This is a genomic window from Candidatus Contendobacter odensis Run_B_J11 (assembly GCF_000531125.1).
In the GTDB taxonomy this organism is placed as follows: Bacteria; Pseudomonadota; Gammaproteobacteria; order Competibacterales; family Competibacteraceae; genus Contendibacter; species Contendibacter odensensis.
This window is the reverse complement of the sequence record NZ_CBTK010000255.1, coordinates 1-16,758: the sequence shown is the minus strand read 5'-3', so window position 1 is coordinate 16,758 and position 16,758 is coordinate 1. Positions and strand designations below refer to the sequence as shown.

Sequence of the window (16,758 nt, the reverse complement as noted above, 5' to 3'; positions counted from 1 at the left end):
GAACTCCTGAATCAGCTCCAGCGCGATCCCACCGGCGACCGGCCAGGTTCAGCCAGACCTCGTGCCCGACGGATCGGTTCCAGAAACGGATTGGTGCGTAATTCCTGCTCCAGCGTAGTCAACGGACCGTGGCCGCTGCACACCATCAGTTTTCCCGGCAGCTCCAGCAACCGCCGCAGGCTGGCCTGCATCAACTCTGGATCGCTCAGGGGAAAGTCGGTGCGGCCAATGCTGCCGGCGAACAGGGTATCGCCGACGAAAATATAGCTATCGTCGTAGTAGCAGCCCTGGCCGGGCGTATGCCCCGGTGTAGACAGGAAATGGAACCGCATTGCACCGACCTCGATGATATCGCCATCGCGCACTTCCCGATCCACCCGTCCGCAGGGCCGGTCGAAATCGGCCATCCCGAACAGCAGCGACCCTTGTTGCGGTAGCGCGTCGAACATCGGCCGCTCCAGCGCCGGCAGATAGGTGAGCGCCTCGGGAAATTCCCGCTGCACATCCGTCAGTCCACCCGCGTGATCAAAATGGGCGTGAGTCAGCAGAATAGCTCGCAAGTCCGGGCGCGGTTCCATCTGCGCCAGCGCATTTGCGAGCTGGGAATCGTCGCCGGTATCCACCACCGCGAACACAGCGGTAGCGGGATCTTCGAGCAGATAGGCGTTGACCTGAAATGCGCCCAGCGTCAGGCAGTGGATATTCATGGTGGATACTCGATGATGTGATCTTCCAACCGTTTGGCGCGTCGTTCCGGCACGGCCCAGCCGCATACGCTCATCCCGTTACGCCGGGCCGAAGCTGGATCGCCGGTTCGCAGCGGGTGCCAATCCGGTAACGGCTGTGCTGCTGCCCGCAGCCGATACGCGCAGGTGCGGGGCAACCAGTTGACCTGCTGCACTTCGGCGGGCGTCAGTTGGACACAATCAGGGACAAAGCGGATGCGGTCGGCGTAACGACTGCAACGACCGGTGGTTAAATCCAGCAACCGGCAGGCAACATTGGTATGAAATAACTCGCCGGTGTCCTCGTCTTCCAGCTTGTGCAGGCAGCACTTGCCGCAGCCGTCGCACAGCGCTTCCCACTCAGCCAAAGTCAGGTCGGCCAAGGACCGCGTTTCCCAAAATAGAGATTCTGCGGTCATATGCGGGCAGGCGAAATCAGGATCGGCGGAGATACCATGGACACCCCCGCAACCGGATCAGGAATGGATATATTCACGCAGAGCCTGCGCTTCCTGGGCGGTTTCCTCCAGCTTGGCCTTCACCAGATCGCCGATGGAGACCACACCTACCAGCTTACCGTTCTCCACCACCGGCATGTGGCGAAATCGCTTGGCGGTCATGGTGGACAGAGTTTCGCTGACCGTATCGCCGGGCTGGCCGGTAGTGATATCGCAGGTCATGCAAGGCCGAATCGACATATTGGCAAAATCGGTTCTGCCCTCAGCGCACAGGCGCAGCACGTCGCGCTCAGTGAAGATACCCGCCGGCGACCCGTCGGCGTAAGGCACCATCACTGAACCGACTCGGCGTTCACTCATGGCGCGGATGGCGTCGGCAACGGTGGCTGTTGTCAGCACGGTGACCGGATCCCCCTTTTTGCTTTCCAACACTTCCTTCAGTCGCATCATGGATAGGCGCTCCTTAAAAATAATTATCGAAATGGGTGACCGCTAATAATCTAGCAAACTTGTCGGTTTTAGCTATAGCTTATGTTGAAGCGCGGTTTGGAATGGCTACATCGAGCCACGCCAAACCCCGCCCTTCAGTGTAGAGGTTTCAGCCGCTTATGGTCAGTAACAAGCCATTCAGGCGCTTAACGAAGCTGGCTGGATCTTCCAATTGCCCGCCTTCAGCCAATACCGCCTGCTCGAACAGCAAATGGGTCCAGTCGCCGAAGCGCCCGGTATCCGGTTCGTCTTTCAGGCGGGTGATCAGCGGGTGATGGGGGTTGAGTTCCAGATACGGCTTGCTCATCGGCACACTCTGACCGGCATCGCGCAACAACCGTTCCAGATGAGCGCTGAGTGCGTGTTCATCTACCACCAGACAGGCCGGCGAATCCGTCAACCGTGAGGAAATGCGCACTTCGTTGACCTTGTCGCCCAGCACGGTTTTGACCCGCGCCAGCAACTCCTTGAACTGATCCTCAGCCTGTTTCTGCTCCTGCTTTTCCTCCTCCGAGGCGATCTGGTCCAGATCCAGCGCGCCCTTGGCGACCGACTGGAGCGACTTGCTCTCGAACTCGTTCAGGTGCGACATCAGCCATTCGTCCACCCGGTCCGTCAATAGCAGCACTTCCAGCCCTTTCTTGCGGAAAATTTCCAGATGCGGGCTGTTTTTGGCGGCAGCGAAGCTGTCGGCGACGATGTAATAAATCTTGTCCTGCCCTTCCTTCATCCGCCCGAGGTAATCGCTCAGTGAAACCGTCTGTTCGGCGCTGTCGGTGTGGGTTGAAGCAAAGCGCAGCAGCTTGGCGATCTGGTCACGATTGCCGTAATCCTCCGCCGGCCCTTCCTTGAGCGCCCGCCCGAATTCTTTCCAGAACTTGGCATATTTCCCGGCGTCGTTCCCAGCCAAATCTTCCAGCAGGCTCAGCACCTTTTTCACCGAACCGGCGCGAATGCCGTCGACGACTTTGCTGCCTTGCAAAATCTCGCGGGAGATATTCAGTGGCAGATCATTAGAGTCAATCACCCCGCGCACGAAACGCAAATAGCGCGGCATCAAATGCTCCGCGTCATCCATGATAAACACCCGCTGCACATACAACTTGACCCCGTGGCTCTGCTCGCGATCCCACAAATCGAACGGTGCGCGGGCCGGGATAAACAGCAGCGAAGTGTATTCCAGCTTGCCTTCGACCCGGTTGTGGGTCCAGGCCAAGGGTTCTTCAAAATCATGGCTGACGTGCTTGTAGAACTCCTTATATTCCTCCTCCTTGATCTCCTGTTTGGGCCGCGCCCACAGCGCCGCCGCCTGGTTGATCCGCTCTTCTTCGATTTTCGGCGGAGCATCCTTGTCTTCACTGAACTTCTGCACCGGCATCATCACCGGCAAAGTAATGTGATCAGAATACTTGGTGATGATCGTGCGCAACTGCCACTCATTCAGCAGATCCGCGTCGTCTTCGCGCAGATGCAGAATCACCTCGGTGCCGCGGGCCGGCTTGTCTACCGTTTCCAGAGTGTATTCGCCCTCGCCATTGGATTCCCAACGCACCCCATGCTCCGGTCCCATCCCGGCGCGGCGGGTGAGTAGCACTACTTTATCGGCGACGACGAAGCTGGAATAAAAACCGACGCCGAACTGACCGATCAAATTGGCGTCTTTGGTCTGATCACCGCTCAGCTTTTGCATGAACTGGCGGGTGCCGGAGCGGGCAATGGTGCCGATGTTGTCAATCACCTCCTGCCGATCCATGCCGATTCCGTTGTCCGCGACGGTGATGGTGCGGGCGTCCTTGTCGAAGCTGACCCGGATTTGCAGATCGGGATCGCTCTCGTACAGCGCGTTGTCGGTCAGCGCCTCGAAGCGCAGTTTGTCGCAGGCATCGGAGGAGTTCGAGATCAGTTCGCGGAGGAAGACTTCTTTATGGGAATACAGTGAGTGGGCAACCAAACGCAGCAGTTGCTGCACCTCGGCCTGAAAACCAAGGGTTTCCTTATGGGCTTCAACAGTCATGAATGACAAACTCCTGGGTGGGATTCATAGGTTGCAGCCGGATATGCGGGCGCTCGACGGGATTTCAAGCCGGTGCGTTTCCCAACCCTTCGGATTCGGCTAAACTGCTCGGATATTTCGTTATTCATCAAGAGGTTTACCATGTCCCTGCCTCGCGCCAAAACTGCTTTCACTGCCGAAGATTATCTGGCCTGGGAGGAACGCAGCCCCAGCAAGCATGAGTATCTCGCCGGCGAAATTTTCGCCATGGGGGGTGCCACCGACGCTCATGTCACCATCACCGGCAATTTGTTTACCCTGCTGCGCGCCCATATTCGTGGGCGACCCTGCCGGGTGTACATGGCGGAGATGAAACTGCGGGTGGAAACCGCCGATGCCTTTTTTTATCCCGACGTACTGGTTACTTGCTCCCCGGAAGATCGCGCCGCGCCGCTTGTCAAGCGCCAGCCGACGCTGGTGGTGGAAGTGCTGTCGGCTTCGACCGCCGCGTTCGACCGGGGTCGGAAGTTTGAGATTTACCGGCAATTGCCGAGCCTGCGGGAATATGTGCTGATCGAGCAGGGCCGAATGAGCGTCGAATGTTTCCGCCGCGATGAACACGACCGCTGGGTATTGCGGGCTTACGGTTCAGGCGAAACAGTGGAATTATTGAGTCTGGACTTCAGCACGACCTTTGAGGCGCTGTATGAAGATGTTGTACTCCCGGCAGGCGAAGATGACGGCGATTGGCGCTTACCCAAGGAGGATGCGGATTGAGCGGATGGTGATCCGTCTACTACACCGCAATAAACCCGGCAAGGTTTGAAAAGCTCAGGTGGCCGGGAAGAAACCGGCTTTAGGATTCCGAGATTTGCCGTTCTACATCCATGCGGTCATGAAGGATTCGGACAATCTCAACGGCGTCAGCGGGTATCTGGCGATAGAAAACGAGGTGTCTTCCCGCGCTGTGTTTTCGGTAACCGGGGCAGATTTCGTTCCAGTCCTGACCTTTCAGGAATTCATCCGCCAGGTCATAAAAACACTGATCCAACATCGTCAGATAGGTATTCCGCAACAGCCGACCCCATTTTTTCTCAGTGTATCGGCCAATGGCTTTCAAATCCGCCTTGGCGGCTTGGGTGAGATGGAAACCGGCCATTAGTTGGGACCTTCTTTATCAAGCTCATCCAGCAACCCCTTGAGGGAATAATCGGTTTTTCCGCTCTCCGCTCCTGCCTTGAGCGCCTGTCGCAAAGCGGCCAGTTTGATTTCCCGCTCTTCGAGAAGTCGCAAGCCTGCTTGAATCGCCTCACTCGCCGAACCAAAGCGGCCTTCCGAAACCTGCTGCCCGATGAAATTCTCGAAGTGCGCGTCAAGCGTAACACTGGTGTTTTTCTGCATCTGCATCGGTATCCTCCTGCTGAAGCTCTTAAAGTAACAAAGTAAACTACTTGCTGGTATTTTCAATATCAGCTTTCACCCGTTTCCGGCGCGGCACCTTCCCGGATTCGAGCGGACTGGTGATCTGCTGGTAAAGCTCAAACAGGAACGCCATCCGGTCGCTATCGCCGGTGAATTTCCGTTTGGCATAGGCCGCATCTACCGCCGCGTCCAGCTTGTGATGGGCCTTGCTCAACGCCTCTGGCATGGTCAACGGGTCGTAAAGGTCAGCAAGCGAGGCATTCGGGAACTTCGCCCGTGCGTCCAGAACCGCTTGCGCCGAATCCTCGATGGCTTGTTTCTGTTTTTTAGTCTGGGCTTGTGGCCACGGGAAAGTGTTGTAAGTGAGTTTTGCAGAATAACGGTAATCACTTTTAAGACGGCCACAAGTAGCCCGAAGCCATGCCATGTGCATAGAACTGGTAAGAATGCCAAACTCGTAGATTCCGGCTTCTGGAATCATTTGAATATCATTAGCCGCTATCGTGCTGGCTGGTACAAAACCAATAGGGATATAAGCGCGGTTTTCTGACGATGTTCGAGGAAAAGCGAGATAATTACCGCTGTTTGGTTGCCGGATTTCAGTGAACAAAGACGCACTTTTGGCTTTCTCCTGAGTTGCAGCTTTTTGACTCGCAAGGCGCATCACGCGCACGGCTTCAATACGTTGCAAAATAAGCGGCATTTGCCGTAACTGGTCGGGCGGGCAGTCCGCCAGCCATAAGCAATAACGCTCTAATCGGTTGATAAAATCATCCGCTCCGATAAAGGGACGAATCCATTGTTGGGCTTGCGGCTCCTTGGCGAGAAGGCTGGCTTTTTCATCTGGACTGAGTATCAGGTTTCCACCATCCGCAGGTATGCTGCCGTTGATCATGATTGGGCTGCCACAAAGCGGGGTGCTTCTGGCCTGAACCAAAATATCAGGCGCATCTAACAGATAGGGATTGATTCTACTGACCTTGATTTCATGCGGCTCGGCCTGTGGTTTCTCATAGTCGAAAATCCGCTTATTCTCGGCGTCATGCAGGGCAAAACCGATAATCACGCAATGCACGGCGGCTTTGCCTCGCGCCTCGCTGTACCATTGAAAGGTGCGGTGTGCAAAGTGGATTTTGATGCCTCGCTTGAGCATATCAGACCACAACACGCTCACCTGTTCGCCTTGGGTGATCGAGTTGGTGGACACAAAAGCAGTTTTGATCGCCGGATTGCCTGCCATGTAATCGGCGGCTTTCCGATACCATGCAGAAACAAAATCCAGCAGTCCGGCGCTTGAAATGTCATGAAAAACACGGTCAACGTCGGCGCGTTGGCTATCCAGCAAAAACTTTGAACCGCCAAACGGCGGATTGCCCAGAATGTAACTTAACGTCTCCGGCTTAACGATTTCCCGCCAGTCGGTACGGAGCGCGTTGCCGTGAACAATGGTGGCGGCTTTGCGCAGGGGCAGGCGGACAAAGTAGCGGCCAAATTCCTCCGACACTCGCAGATTCATCTGGTGGTCCATCAGCCATAAAGCGGTTTGGGCGATTTGGGCGGGGAATTCCTCGATCTCAATGCCGAAAAACTGATCCACGTCGCAAAGGATGGCGAACGCCTCAACGCCAAGAGTTTTCTGTTCCCCATGCAACGCGCGCAATACGTCCAATTCCAGTAAGCGCAACTCCCGATAGGCAATGACCAGAAAATTGCCACAGCCGCAGGCTGGGTCGAGAAATTTAAGTTGGGCCAGGCGTTGGTGAAATTCGGCCAGTTTGCGTGGCTGACTTTTCAAGCGCTCGAATTCCGCCCGCAGTTCATCCAGAAACAGCGGCTGGATCAGCTTGAGGATGTTCTTTTCGCTGGTGTAGTGCGCGCCCAGGTTCCGCCGTAGCGTACTCTCCATCACCGACTGAAACAGGCTGCCAAAAATAGCGGGAGAAATCCGGCTCCAGTCCAGCGCGCAACAATCCAGCAAAAGCTGACGCATACAGTTATCAAAGGCGGCGTGTGGCAATAACTCGGCAAACAGGCTGCCATTGACATAGGGGAACGCTACAAGCTGCTCGTCCAGCTTCTTCAGGCGCTTCTCCTGCGGGGCATTCAACATTTGGAACAGGCTACACAACCATTGCGCAAGGTCGGCGCCGTCCTCGCTGCTGCGCTGTTCGATCAGGTCTTGAAATTGGCGACGCTCGAAAATGCTGGTGTCTTCGGCAAACAAGCAAAACAGTAACCGAACCAGATAAAGCTCTAAGGGGTGGCCTTCATAGCCAATCTCTTTGAGCTTGTCATGCAGTCGCCCCATCCGCTCGGCAGCTTGGATATTAACCGGGTCCTGTTCTTTATAAGCCGTGGTCTGATAACCGGCGATAAAGCCGAACAACCGCACCTGCCGGTATAGGTCCTCCAGCGGGAATTCATGCTGGGTGCCGTCTTCCAAATCGTACAGGCGAAAGTGGGCAAAATCGGACACCAGAATATAGCGCGGCAAATCCCGATCTTTAATACCGGGGAAATAGTCCTTAGCCTGGGTATACGCCCGATCCAAATCCTTGCCGCGTGATTTATGCTCAATCAGCAGGATGCCTTTCCAGAGCAGATCAATGTAGCCGTCCTGACCGCCTGGCTTCTTGACCTTCGCTTCAAAGGTCGCTACCCGCTTGCGCGACATGCCGAAGATGTTGAAAAACTCATCCCAGAAGGTTTTGGCCTCCGCCTTCTCTGAAGTTTCATTCGCCCAAACTTTGGAAAATTTCAGAGCACGGTCTTTGATCTCATTCCACGACAGCGGCATCAATTCACCTTTTTGCTTGCCACATCTACACCTTCATGCTGCAACAGCCAGCGCTTGAGCGCCAGCGGATCGCCGGTCACTGCACCCGCATAGCCTCCCAAACCTTGCCGACTCACCACCCGATGACAGGGGATCAGGATCGGCAGCGGATTAGTACGGCAAGCACCACCGATAGCACGGGCGGCGGTTTCCAACTGCCGCGCCAGTTCTCCATACCTCAGCACCGTTCCGGGCGGGATCGCCTGCAACGCCGCCCACACCCGCTGCTGAAAGGCCGTCCCGGTTGTTGCCAACGGCATCGAGAACCGGTAGCCCGGATCGCGAAAGTAGACTTGCAACTGCGACACAACCGTCTCGGTCGCGGCATCTGTCGCCGGTTGTTCGGGCGCAGCGGCAGGCAGATAATCCAGCGCACTCACCGCTTCCCCAACCATACGCAGGCCGATCCGGCCTACTGGCGTAGTAATAACCGCCTGATAAGTATTTGTTATCACCATAAAACCACCCTCACCCCAGCCCCTCTCCCACCGGGCGAGGGGCACTTTTTTAACCCTGGCGCGGAACACAACTCAACCAGTCGCGGCCGGCATCGCCGTAAACGATAAAATGCGGATTCAGCAACGACTCGCGGGTGTTGTAACGCAGTGATTCGCCGGTTTCTGCGGATACCACCCGACCGCCGGCCACTTCAACAATCGCGTGGGCAGCAGCCGTATCCCATTCTGAAGTCGGGCTGAGCCGTGGATACACGTCCGCTGTGCCTTCCGCCACCTGGCAAAACTTGAGCGAACTGCCGGTAGTAACCAGTTCATAGGCGCCCAGCTTGGCAACGAAAGCTTGCAGACCCGGCCCACCATGCGACCGGCTGCCGACTACCCGCACTGGCGTATCAGGTTGCAACGGCTGCACTGTGATCGGTTGCGGTAGCTGGCCGGGTTCCTCGCGAAACGCGCCATAGCCGCGCACGGCGGAGTAGCACAGCCCGGTCACCGGCACCCGTACCACGCCCAGCACCGGTTGGTGATTCTCGATCAAGGCGATATTGACGGTGAACTGGCCGTTACGCTGGACAAATTCCTTGGTGCCATCCAGTGGATCGACCAGCCAGTAGCGCTGCCATTGCGAGCGCTCGGCAAAGGGAATGCTGGCCGATTCCTCGGACAATACCGGGATCTCCGGCGTCAGCCGTTGCAGCCCCGCAACGATGACCTGATGTGCCGCTAAATCGGCAGCGGTCAGCGGGCTGTCATCGTCCTTGACCGTCACCCCGAACGCCGTCGCGTAAATTCCCAGAATCTGTGCGCTGGCCTCCACCGCTAGAATCCGCACCGGTTCCAGCCATGCCCACCATTCATCGCTCATCTCATGCCTCGCTGCGATCCCCAATAAAAAAGGGCGACCCTGAATAGAGGATCACCCTGCTGATCATACCGCCACCCCGCTCAGGAATGGGCGCGCTTCTCCTTGATCCGCGCCGCCTTGCCTTCCAGACCGCGCAGATAATACAGCTTGGCGCGGCGCACATCGCCCCGGCGTTTCACCGTAATATCAGCAATCGCCAGACTATAGGACTGGAACACCCGCTCCACTCCTTCGCCGTGGGAAATTTTGCGCACGGTGAACGCCGAGTTCAGGCCGCGATTGCGCTTGGCGATCACCACACCCTCAAAAGCCTGCAAGCGTTCGCGGTTGCCCTCTTTCACCTTGACCCGCACCACCACGGTATCGCCAGGACCAAAGGTCGGGATTTCGCGGTTCATTTGTTCCCGCTCGAATTCTTCAATCAGTTTGCTCATTGCACTACGCTCCACGTTGCTCTGGGTGATGTCCGGCGACGCCGGCGTTCCCCGTTTTCTGTTGATATTCGCGAATAAATTCATCCAACAGCGCCTGATCCTGGGCTTTCAACCCGCGCCGCGCCAGCAATTCCGGGCGGCGCAGCCAGGTTCGCCCCAACGACTCGCGCCGCCGCCAACGCGCAATCGCCGCGTGATCACCGCTCAACAACACTGCCGGCGTCGGTTGCCCATCGAGCTGTTCCGGGCGGGTGTAATGCGGACAGTCCAGCAGACCGTCCATGAACGAATCCTGTTCAGCGGATTCATGGTCGTTCAGCGCTCCCGGCAGCAACCGCGCCACCGCATCAATCACCACCAGCGCCGCTAATTCACCGCCGCTGAGAACGTAATCGCCGATGGACCATTCTTCGTCCACTTCCGCCTCAATCAGCCGCTCATCAATCCCTTCATAGCGACCTGCCAGCAGGATCAGGCGCGGCTGTTGTGCCAGTTCCCGTACTCCGCACTGAGTCAGCGGCCTACCCTGCGGACTCAAATAAATCGTTTTGCCGCATGGCCCCGCCGCCTGTCGCACCCAGCGCAAGGTATCGCGCAACGGCTGCACTTTCATCACCATCCCCGGCCCGCCGCCGTAAGGCCGGTCGTCCACGGTGCGGTGGCGGTCGTGGGCCTGATCGCGGGGATTCCAGCTTGCCACTTGCAGCAGACCACGCTCTACGGCGCGACCAGTGACTCCAAAGCGCAACAGGGTTTCGACCATTTCGGGAAACAGGGTGACAACATCCACGCGCACGACGGCGATCCTTAGCGGCTCTTACCCACCGCAAGAAGGGTTGGGGGGATAGAAGCTGACGCTCAGAAATCCGGGTCCCAGTCCACTCGCAGCAGGCGTTGTTCGAGATTGATCTCAACGATCACTGAACCCTTCACGAACGGCAGCAACCGCTCCCGTTCCCCTTTCACCACCATCACATCGTTAGCGCCGGTGGCGAACAGAGAGGCTACGATGCCCAATTCCACCCCGTCCAGCGTCACCACCCGCAACCCTTCCAGATCGGTCCAGTAATATTCACCGGGACTGGGCGGCGGCAGTTGGGCCCGGCGCACCGCAATCTCGGATTGGAGCAGGGCGATGGCTTGATCGCGGTCATCACAACCGGCGAACTTCAACACCACTCCTGCGTTATGGGTGCGACCGGCTTCAATCTTGCGCTCGCGCCATTCACCCTTCTGGTTCAGAAATACCGGGTCATAGTGAGTGATGCCTTCACGCGGGGCGGTATGGGAAAACACCCGCACCCAGCCATTCACTCCGAACAGGCCGGACACTCGCCCCAGCACCACCCAGTCGCTCATCATCGCGGCGATTCGTTTGCCCGCTGGGCGCTATTGAACCTGAACTGGCTGCTGGCGGGAATGTTCCTTCATCAGGCTGGCCACCCGCTCGGAGGTCTGTGCGCCATGTCCGATCCAGTATTGCAGGCGTTCCTGATCCAGGCTCAGCCGGACATCCTTGCCACTGGCAATGGGGTTGAAGAAGCCAACCCGTTCGATACAGCGACCGTCACGCCGGTTGCGGCTGTCGGTAACGACTACGGTGTAGAAGGGGCGCTTCTTAGCGCCGCCGCGAGACAGACGGATGGTAACCATGCGCTTGCAAATACCTCATAACGAATTCGGACAGAAATAAGGCGACCCCATTTAAGGCAGCCGAACGAAACGCGAGATGCTACCGGAAAATTTGCAGATTTGAAACCGCTGGCGCAGCCGATCTCTCAGCAATACGCCAGACTTTGCAGCACTATCCAGGTGTAAACCGCCGCCAGCAGGTCATCGAACAGAATCCCGAACCCTCCACCCACCCGCTGATCGGCCTGCTGAATGGGCCACGGTTTGAGAATATCGAACCGCCGGAACAGCACAAAACCGACCGCGATCCACCGCCCATCCGGCGGCGCGGCACTCATATTTCCGACCTTTGGTTTCGATCAGGTCGAGCCGTTCGGCAGGAATGCGGCGGTCGGTTTCCGGTTTTTTGTGGGGCCTGGTCACGATAATTCTCAAGTTCGCCTAGCCTCCACAAGAAACCCTCGAAGGACCATTTTTGTATCGCTACCTTGCAGGACCACCGGTAAATCGCGTGATCTGAGGAGTTACTGGTAATTCAATAGTAAATTCAGCTCCTTCGCCGACTTTGCTCATCACCGAAATTTTCCCACCCTGCTTTTCGATAATCCCATAACTAATGCTGAGTCCTAATCCCGTTCCCGCACCCACTGACTTAGTGGTAAAAAAGGGATCGAAGATGTGGGTCAAGTTCTCTTCCGTAATGCCAATGCCGTTATCCTTAATGATGATCCGAACCCATCCGCTGTCCGACTCGGTGGTAATCCAGACATCGCCTTGATGGGGGATCGCTTGCGCGGCGTTTTGCAGCACATTCATAAACACCTGATTAACTTGGCCCGGATAGCATTCCACCAGTGGCAGATAGCCGTAATCGCGGTGAATGGTAATCCGATCCTGATATTCCTTAGTGAGCAGATTCAAAGTGGATTCAATGCCTTCGCGCAAATCAGCCCGTACCAAACCAACATCATCGGTGCGCGAAAAAACCCGCAAATCCAGCACGATTTTTTTCACTCGTTCCGCGCCCTCTTTGCAACTGGCAATCAATTCACGCAAGGTTTTTAACGTTGTTTCAAAGCGGACGGCTTGTTTCTTTTCATCGCCGCGACAATGAGCCTGATCATACGATTGTCCCGCATCGGTTGAATACGCTTCGATAATCCCTACCAGACGTTCGGTATAGTCTTCGATAAATTCCAGATTGCTATGGACATAACTGATCGGGTTGTTCAACTCATGGGCGACGCCCGCCACTAATAAACCTAATGAGGCCATCTTCTCCGAGTGAACCAGTTGATCCTGAGTGCGCGCCAATTCCTGGTAGGCCGCTTCAATCTGCTGGTGGCGCTGATAAAGTTCCTGATTAGCGGCGGAAAGATCTTGGGTGCGCGCTGCGATTTTAGCTTCCAGATCGCGGTTAATCTCTTCCAGTAAGCGGCGGCGTTCGCGCTCGGCCAGCAATGATCGAGTCAGCAGATGGCCGCTATAGACCAGAATCAATGCGGTGATGCCTGAAGAAACAGGAAGCCATAAACTGGTTTGCACAAAGACCTCCCACGCAATTGCAAACAACAAACCGGCTAAACCGGTAATAGCGATCAAACCCATCAGCGGCTTGAGCCGGATCAGCAGCACGCTGGTGGCGAATAGCAGCGGCAGCAACAACATGAACTTCCCCGACTGACTGAGTTCGGTCACAAAATGCCCTTCCAGCAAATTATGGATCAGGGTGGCCTGAATTTCGACGCCTGCCGAAGGCTCTTCGGCGATCCAGGAGAACGGGGTGAGAAAGGTATCACCCGCCAGCCGTTGCGGTTCGGGGATCGCTTCCAGCGCTCGGCCTACCAATACGATTTTGCCCGAAAAAAGGCCGGGCGGCAGCATCCGTTCATAGTCAAGCGCCTGATAGTACGACACTGTTTTGATGGTTTTCGGTGGCCCTAAGTAATGAATCAGCACGTCCTGCTGCAATAACTCTTTTTGATTGAAGCGCTTGGAGTGCGGGGCAGCTACGCTGGCCGGCGTGAGCGACTCCAGATAGCGCCGGACGATTTGCAGCGCAAAGGACGGCATATCCGGGGCCAGCAGCCGCGCCCGCCGCACAATGCCATCACCATCAATACTGACAAAGGGGCCGCCCACCGTAGCGACCTCGCGAAAAGCCGGCACCGGATCGATCCGAACGGTGTGGCGGAACAGCGAATCATTGACCACTGACAAGGCGCTGACCAATGCCACGTTTTTGGCGTCATGCAGGGTGCGGGCAAAAACCTGATCCTGGTCTGGCTCCGAGGGTTCGGAAAAGAGAATGTCGAAGCCAATGACTTTAGCCCCGGCCTGATTGAGTTGCCGAATCAATTGGGCATGAAGACTGCGCGGCCACGGCCATTGTTTTCCGATTTCAGCCATCGAGGTTTCATCAATGGCGACAATGACTATGGACTCAGGCGCAGATAAAGTCCCGCGCAAGGTGAATAGCAGATCGAGTCCTTTGAGTTCCATGAAGGAAAAAAAGGACAGATTAGCGATAAGGAGCATCAGCCCAAAGACCACGACCGCAACAAGGGTTGCCGGCAGGATCAAGGGAGCTTTGAAGTTCGGCAAGGCGTCAACTCATGGAGTAATGAGAGCCGGCAATCGCTTCAGTTAAATTCAAGCGGCAATTCGCAATCTTGCAACGGGTAGCGGGCGTCCCATGGATTGAGCCGCGTCTAACCATAGCCGCATGGCAATTTCCATTTCCTGAACGGCTTCTTGTGGCGAATCGCCTATTGCACTACATCCCGGCAAGTCCGGCGCAATACAGATGAACGCATGGCTTCCCTCATCCCAAAACACTTCTAGCGGGTAATGATAGTCATTCATGTTTCCTCCCTGTACTTATCCAACAGGGCGATCAATTGTTTAGCCTGATATTCAGCCAGTAGACCCTGACGATTCTGGAAATTAAGAATCACAGGTTCATTCTCTTTAGCATAAACCCGATGCGAACCCTCTCCCCCTTTCCAGCAGAATCCAATAGATTCTGCTGCTACACATGCATCATCAAACCGAACTGCCTTTGGGTTACGGCGGATAGCCGCTAATCTTTTATCGCGCCGTGTCATAGCTAATCTTGCTCCATGTTCTTGCATTTTTATTTTGGCAAAACTTTAACTCATGGAACAAAGAAAACAATTAAAGGTATTGATTCAGCCGCGAGTAAAACGAATCCGTTTTAATGAAGATTCAGGCAAGTCGGCAGGATGGGTGGGAGGGATGATCAGCTTAAATCCCTGCTTTTCCAGTTCTGCCTCGCCGCGCTGGATATCCGTAAAAATGGCTTTCAAATCGTAATTGAATCGGGCTGCATGAGCTTCACGGATAGCACGGACCTCATCAATAATTTCGTCATTCATCGTTATCGGCTCCAAGCAATTCTTCCGGTGTACAAATGAAAGGTAGAAACAACCCTTTCGGTGCTAAATAAGCAGCGATACTCTCCTGAATAATAGGATTAGCAATATGTTTGCAATTCCATGTCAATAAGAAATCCATACCGTGGACAGTAGCGGCAGCAATATGCAGCGCATCTTCAACTGCTTTCCTTGGCAAGATATTCTCAGTCACTAAATCTTTTGCAATCGCCACCGCCTGCTCGCTTAAAACCAAAAGACTCAAACCTTCGAGTACACTTAGCCGTCTTTCCGCAGCAGCGGGATCACCCGCTGCACATTCCTGCCAGACCAGCCGCGAGACACAAAGCCGAGTAGGGTATGCAATGCAGAGCCTTACCCGTGCCCGTTTAACAAGGCACCCACATCCATACTCCATTGATTAATTTCAAACACAGATCAGCTTCCGTATTGCAAATAATGGTTTGATTTTCCTTGATTGCATCCGTATTCAATTTTAGAAACAGTTTATTTCCTACTCCATCCGACACAATCATCAGAACGGTATTTGAGCCAATCTGGGTCAGGTTCTCGAAGGGTGTATCTTCTTCGAGTTCAAGCGTAGTGGTCGTTTTGAATGTTGCCATTGTTTCATACTCCTCTGCATATAGGATTAAAAGTTGAGAATGATTCGAGCCAGAAAGGTTCGTTCAGGAAGAAAACGCGGATCCGTGCTGTTATTCGCCGTCTGAAAACTGTAGTCCTGAAATTGAAACTGCTGATCAAGCAGATTTCTGGCTTCAAGTGCAATAATTCCATAGCGCTTGGGAAGGCGATAGCCCACGGTCGCATCAAACAAAAAGAAATCATCGCTGCCGGAAGCGGTCGCGGTGGCCTCTGGGTCATAATTCACCCGCTGATCAACGTAAGTAACGCCCGCCCCAGCAAAAAATCCCAACGGACTGAAGTAGCGGACATTGAGGGGCACGGTGGTGGTTTCAAGTTGGGTTGGAAAGCTCGTCCGACGATATTGACCGTCCAGCATCTTGAATCCCTCATAAAGATACTCCACCGTTACCGACCAGTTGCGACTCGGCAACCAGTATAGATAGGCACGATACAAATCCTCCTGATCCTCCTCAATCTCAAAAGGCCCGCCAATCCCAATCGGGATTTCCAAATCACGCCTTGAAAGCTCAATGCCCCCCCAAACCTTCTGGCTCAAGTGCGCGTCAAGGCCAATCCCATAGTTTTTAGAGTCGGTTCCGTTAGCATCATCAAAAAATTGATTGAAACCGGCAAGTTGGGTGGGTTCAATGGTTTGATTAACGACTAGATCCCGCTTGATCACTTCAAACGCGGCGGCGCGCAGAACCAGTTGATCGGTGATGCTCCATCGCAACCCAAGCTTTGGGTTCAATTGATTCAAGCTGAAGTTTTGCAGATCATAGGACTCAGCGCTAAGACCCAAGGTCCAGGTGATATTTTCAGGAAAATTGATATTGGTGTAGCCGTAATAATTATCTTGCTTAGTTGGAAAGTCCAGAAACAGATTGCCAAAGTAATAATCATCCGTTTGAGTCCTATAAATACTCAATCCGGTGATTGTATTAAAGCGATTACCTTTATAAAGCCACTGGGCTTCTATCTGATGACTTTGGGCTTTAGAAAGAATTTGTGCTTCATTACCGTTATTAAAAAAATCCAGTAACTGATCTCGTTCCGCATCGATGAACGAAGCGATGATGCTGTTTTGTGGCGATGGCGAATAGCGAGCGCCAATCCGGGCCGTTTTTTGATCAACACCATTTCGATCCTGGGGGGCAAAGCGGCCATCAAAGTTTAAGCTTAAATCACCCTGATCGGTTTCTCGATGACGATATTCCGCCTGGAGATTCAATTCTGGGGTCACGGCGGCTTGGACAAACAGATCATAGAGGTCATGCTGAACATCGTTATTAGGGCGGAACCCGTCACTCTGGTAATGAAACTGCCCCAAACTGTAGGAAAAGCAGCAATTCCCGCTCTCCTTATTTAGACCCACTTTTTAATAGGTCGATTAATGATTTCAG

Annotated in this window: 22 protein-coding genes; 1 reads left to right on the top strand and 21 read right to left on the bottom strand. The window is 54.7% G+C overall.

What is annotated here, in order from left to right; genetic code table 11:
• Positions 1 to 11: 11 nt before the first annotated feature.
• The 4 genes from BN874_RS14570 to htpG all read right to left on the bottom strand — a co-directional run bounded on the left by BN874_RS14570 (position 12) and on the right by htpG (position 3,686).
• A complete protein-coding gene (locus BN874_RS14570; RefSeq protein WP_051497880.1) occupies positions 12 to 707 on the bottom strand; it encodes an MBL fold metallo-hydrolase in 696 nt (231 codons plus the stop codon).
• Positions 704 to 1,144: a YcgN family cysteine cluster protein gene (locus tag BN874_RS14565; protein WP_034434795.1), complete on the bottom strand. Its 441-nt coding sequence runs from the start codon at positions 1,142 to 1,144 to the stop codon at positions 704 to 706. The genes BN874_RS14570 and BN874_RS14565 overlap by 4 nt, the downstream gene beginning before the upstream one ends.
• 57 nt (positions 1,145 to 1,201) lie before the next feature.
• Positions 1,202 to 1,633, bottom strand: a complete 432-nt coding sequence (locus tag BN874_RS14560) for a CBS domain-containing protein (RefSeq protein WP_081756418.1) — start codon at positions 1,631 to 1,633, stop codon at positions 1,202 to 1,204.
• 148 nt (positions 1,634 to 1,781) lie between these two features.
• Positions 1,782 to 3,686 carry a molecular chaperone HtpG gene (gene htpG, locus BN874_RS14555; protein ID WP_034434793.1) on the bottom strand — a complete coding sequence of 635 codons (1,905 nt, stop codon included), beginning with the start codon at positions 3,684 to 3,686 and terminating at the stop codon, positions 1,782 to 1,784.
• Between the two features lie 141 nt (positions 3,687 to 3,827).
• Between htpG and BN874_RS14550 the strand changes: the two genes are divergently transcribed.
• The gene (locus BN874_RS14550) at positions 3,828 to 4,442 is read left to right on the top strand and encodes a Uma2 family endonuclease (RefSeq protein WP_034434790.1); all 615 of its coding nucleotides are present in this window, start codon (positions 3,828 to 3,830) and stop codon (positions 4,440 to 4,442) included.
• Between the two features lie 79 nt (positions 4,443 to 4,521).
• On the opposite strand, the gene BN874_RS14545 is transcribed toward BN874_RS14550, so the two are convergent.
• The 17 genes from BN874_RS14545 to BN874_RS14465 all read right to left on the bottom strand — a co-directional run bounded on the left by BN874_RS14545 (position 4,522) and on the right by BN874_RS14465 (position 16,598).
• Positions 4,522 to 4,824: a type II toxin-antitoxin system RelE/ParE family toxin gene (locus tag BN874_RS14545; protein WP_034434787.1), complete on the bottom strand. Its 303-nt coding sequence runs from the start codon at positions 4,822 to 4,824 to the stop codon at positions 4,522 to 4,524.
• Positions 4,824 to 5,066 carry a type II toxin-antitoxin system ParD family antitoxin gene (locus BN874_RS14540; protein WP_034434872.1) on the bottom strand — a complete coding sequence of 81 codons (243 nt, stop codon included), beginning with the start codon at positions 5,064 to 5,066 and terminating at the stop codon, positions 4,824 to 4,826. The genes BN874_RS14545 and BN874_RS14540 overlap by 1 nt, the downstream gene beginning before the upstream one ends.
• 46 nt (positions 5,067 to 5,112) lie before the next feature.
• Positions 5,113 to 7,884, bottom strand: a complete 2,772-nt coding sequence (locus tag BN874_RS14535) for a class I SAM-dependent DNA methyltransferase (protein WP_034434785.1) — start codon at positions 7,882 to 7,884, stop codon at positions 5,113 to 5,115.
• Positions 7,884 to 8,381, bottom strand: coding sequence for a methylated-DNA--[protein]-cysteine S-methyltransferase (locus BN874_RS14530; RefSeq protein WP_195912199.1), 498 nt, complete (start codon positions 8,379 to 8,381; stop codon positions 7,884 to 7,886). Before BN874_RS14530 ends, BN874_RS14535 begins: the two co-directional genes overlap by 1 nt.
• Positions 8,382 to 8,430: 49 nt before the next feature.
• The gene (gene cysQ / locus BN874_RS14525; RefSeq protein WP_034434783.1) at positions 8,431 to 9,246 is read right to left on the bottom strand and encodes a 3'(2'),5'-bisphosphate nucleotidase CysQ; all 816 of its coding nucleotides are present in this window, start codon (positions 9,244 to 9,246) and stop codon (positions 8,431 to 8,433) included.
• Between the two features lie 80 nt (positions 9,247 to 9,326).
• Positions 9,327 to 9,680 (bottom strand): 50S ribosomal protein L19, encoded by a 354-nt coding sequence (rplS, locus tag BN874_RS14520; protein WP_034434781.1) that lies wholly within the window; start codon positions 9,678 to 9,680, stop codon positions 9,327 to 9,329.
• A 4-nt stretch (positions 9,681 to 9,684) separates the two neighbouring features.
• Complete coding sequence (trmD, locus tag BN874_RS14515; RefSeq protein WP_051497879.1) at positions 9,685 to 10,476, bottom strand: tRNA (guanosine(37)-N1)-methyltransferase TrmD; 792 nt, start codon at positions 10,474 to 10,476, stop codon at positions 9,685 to 9,687.
• Between the two features lie 62 nt (positions 10,477 to 10,538).
• Positions 10,539 to 11,042, bottom strand: a complete 504-nt coding sequence (rimM, locus tag BN874_RS14510) for a ribosome maturation factor RimM (RefSeq protein ID WP_034434778.1) — start codon at positions 11,040 to 11,042, stop codon at positions 10,539 to 10,541.
• 27 nt (positions 11,043 to 11,069) lie between these two features.
• The gene (gene rpsP, locus BN874_RS14505; RefSeq protein ID WP_034434776.1) at positions 11,070 to 11,333 is read right to left on the bottom strand and encodes a 30S ribosomal protein S16; all 264 of its coding nucleotides are present in this window, start codon (positions 11,331 to 11,333) and stop codon (positions 11,070 to 11,072) included.
• 125 nt (positions 11,334 to 11,458) lie between these two features.
• A complete protein-coding gene (locus tag BN874_RS14500; RefSeq protein ID WP_034434774.1) occupies positions 11,459 to 11,650 on the bottom strand; it encodes a phosphatidylglycerophosphatase A family protein in 192 nt (63 codons plus the stop codon).
• Positions 11,651 to 11,795: 145 nt separating this feature from the next.
• Entirely contained in the window at positions 11,796 to 13,916 is a 2,121-nt protein-coding gene (locus BN874_RS22750) for a CHASE2 domain-containing protein (protein ID WP_051497878.1), read from the bottom strand.
• Between the two features lie 48 nt (positions 13,917 to 13,964).
• Entirely contained in the window at positions 13,965 to 14,177 is a 213-nt protein-coding gene (locus BN874_RS14490) for a type II toxin-antitoxin system HicB family antitoxin (RefSeq protein ID WP_034434772.1), read from the bottom strand.
• The gene (locus tag BN874_RS14485) at positions 14,174 to 14,419 is read right to left on the bottom strand and encodes a hypothetical protein (RefSeq protein WP_034434770.1); all 246 of its coding nucleotides are present in this window, start codon (positions 14,417 to 14,419) and stop codon (positions 14,174 to 14,176) included. The genes BN874_RS14490 and BN874_RS14485 overlap by 4 nt, the downstream gene beginning before the upstream one ends.
• A gap of 84 nt (positions 14,420 to 14,503) precedes the next feature.
• A complete protein-coding gene (locus tag BN874_RS14480) occupies positions 14,504 to 14,710 on the bottom strand; it encodes a hypothetical protein (RefSeq protein WP_034434768.1) in 207 nt (68 codons plus the stop codon).
• Complete coding sequence (locus BN874_RS14475; RefSeq protein ID WP_154724958.1) at positions 14,703 to 14,972, bottom strand: PIN domain-containing protein; 270 nt, start codon at positions 14,970 to 14,972, stop codon at positions 14,703 to 14,705. The genes BN874_RS14480 and BN874_RS14475 overlap by 8 nt, the downstream gene beginning before the upstream one ends.
• A 124-nt stretch (positions 14,973 to 15,096) precedes the next feature.
• Entirely contained in the window at positions 15,097 to 15,333 is a 237-nt protein-coding gene (locus tag BN874_RS14470) for a hypothetical protein (protein WP_034434766.1), read from the bottom strand.
• Positions 15,334 to 15,359: 26 nt separating this feature from the next.
• Entirely contained in the window at positions 15,360 to 16,598 is a 1,239-nt protein-coding gene (locus BN874_RS14465) for a TonB-dependent receptor domain-containing protein (protein WP_230314451.1), read from the bottom strand.
• Positions 16,599 to 16,758: the final 160 nt, after the last annotated feature.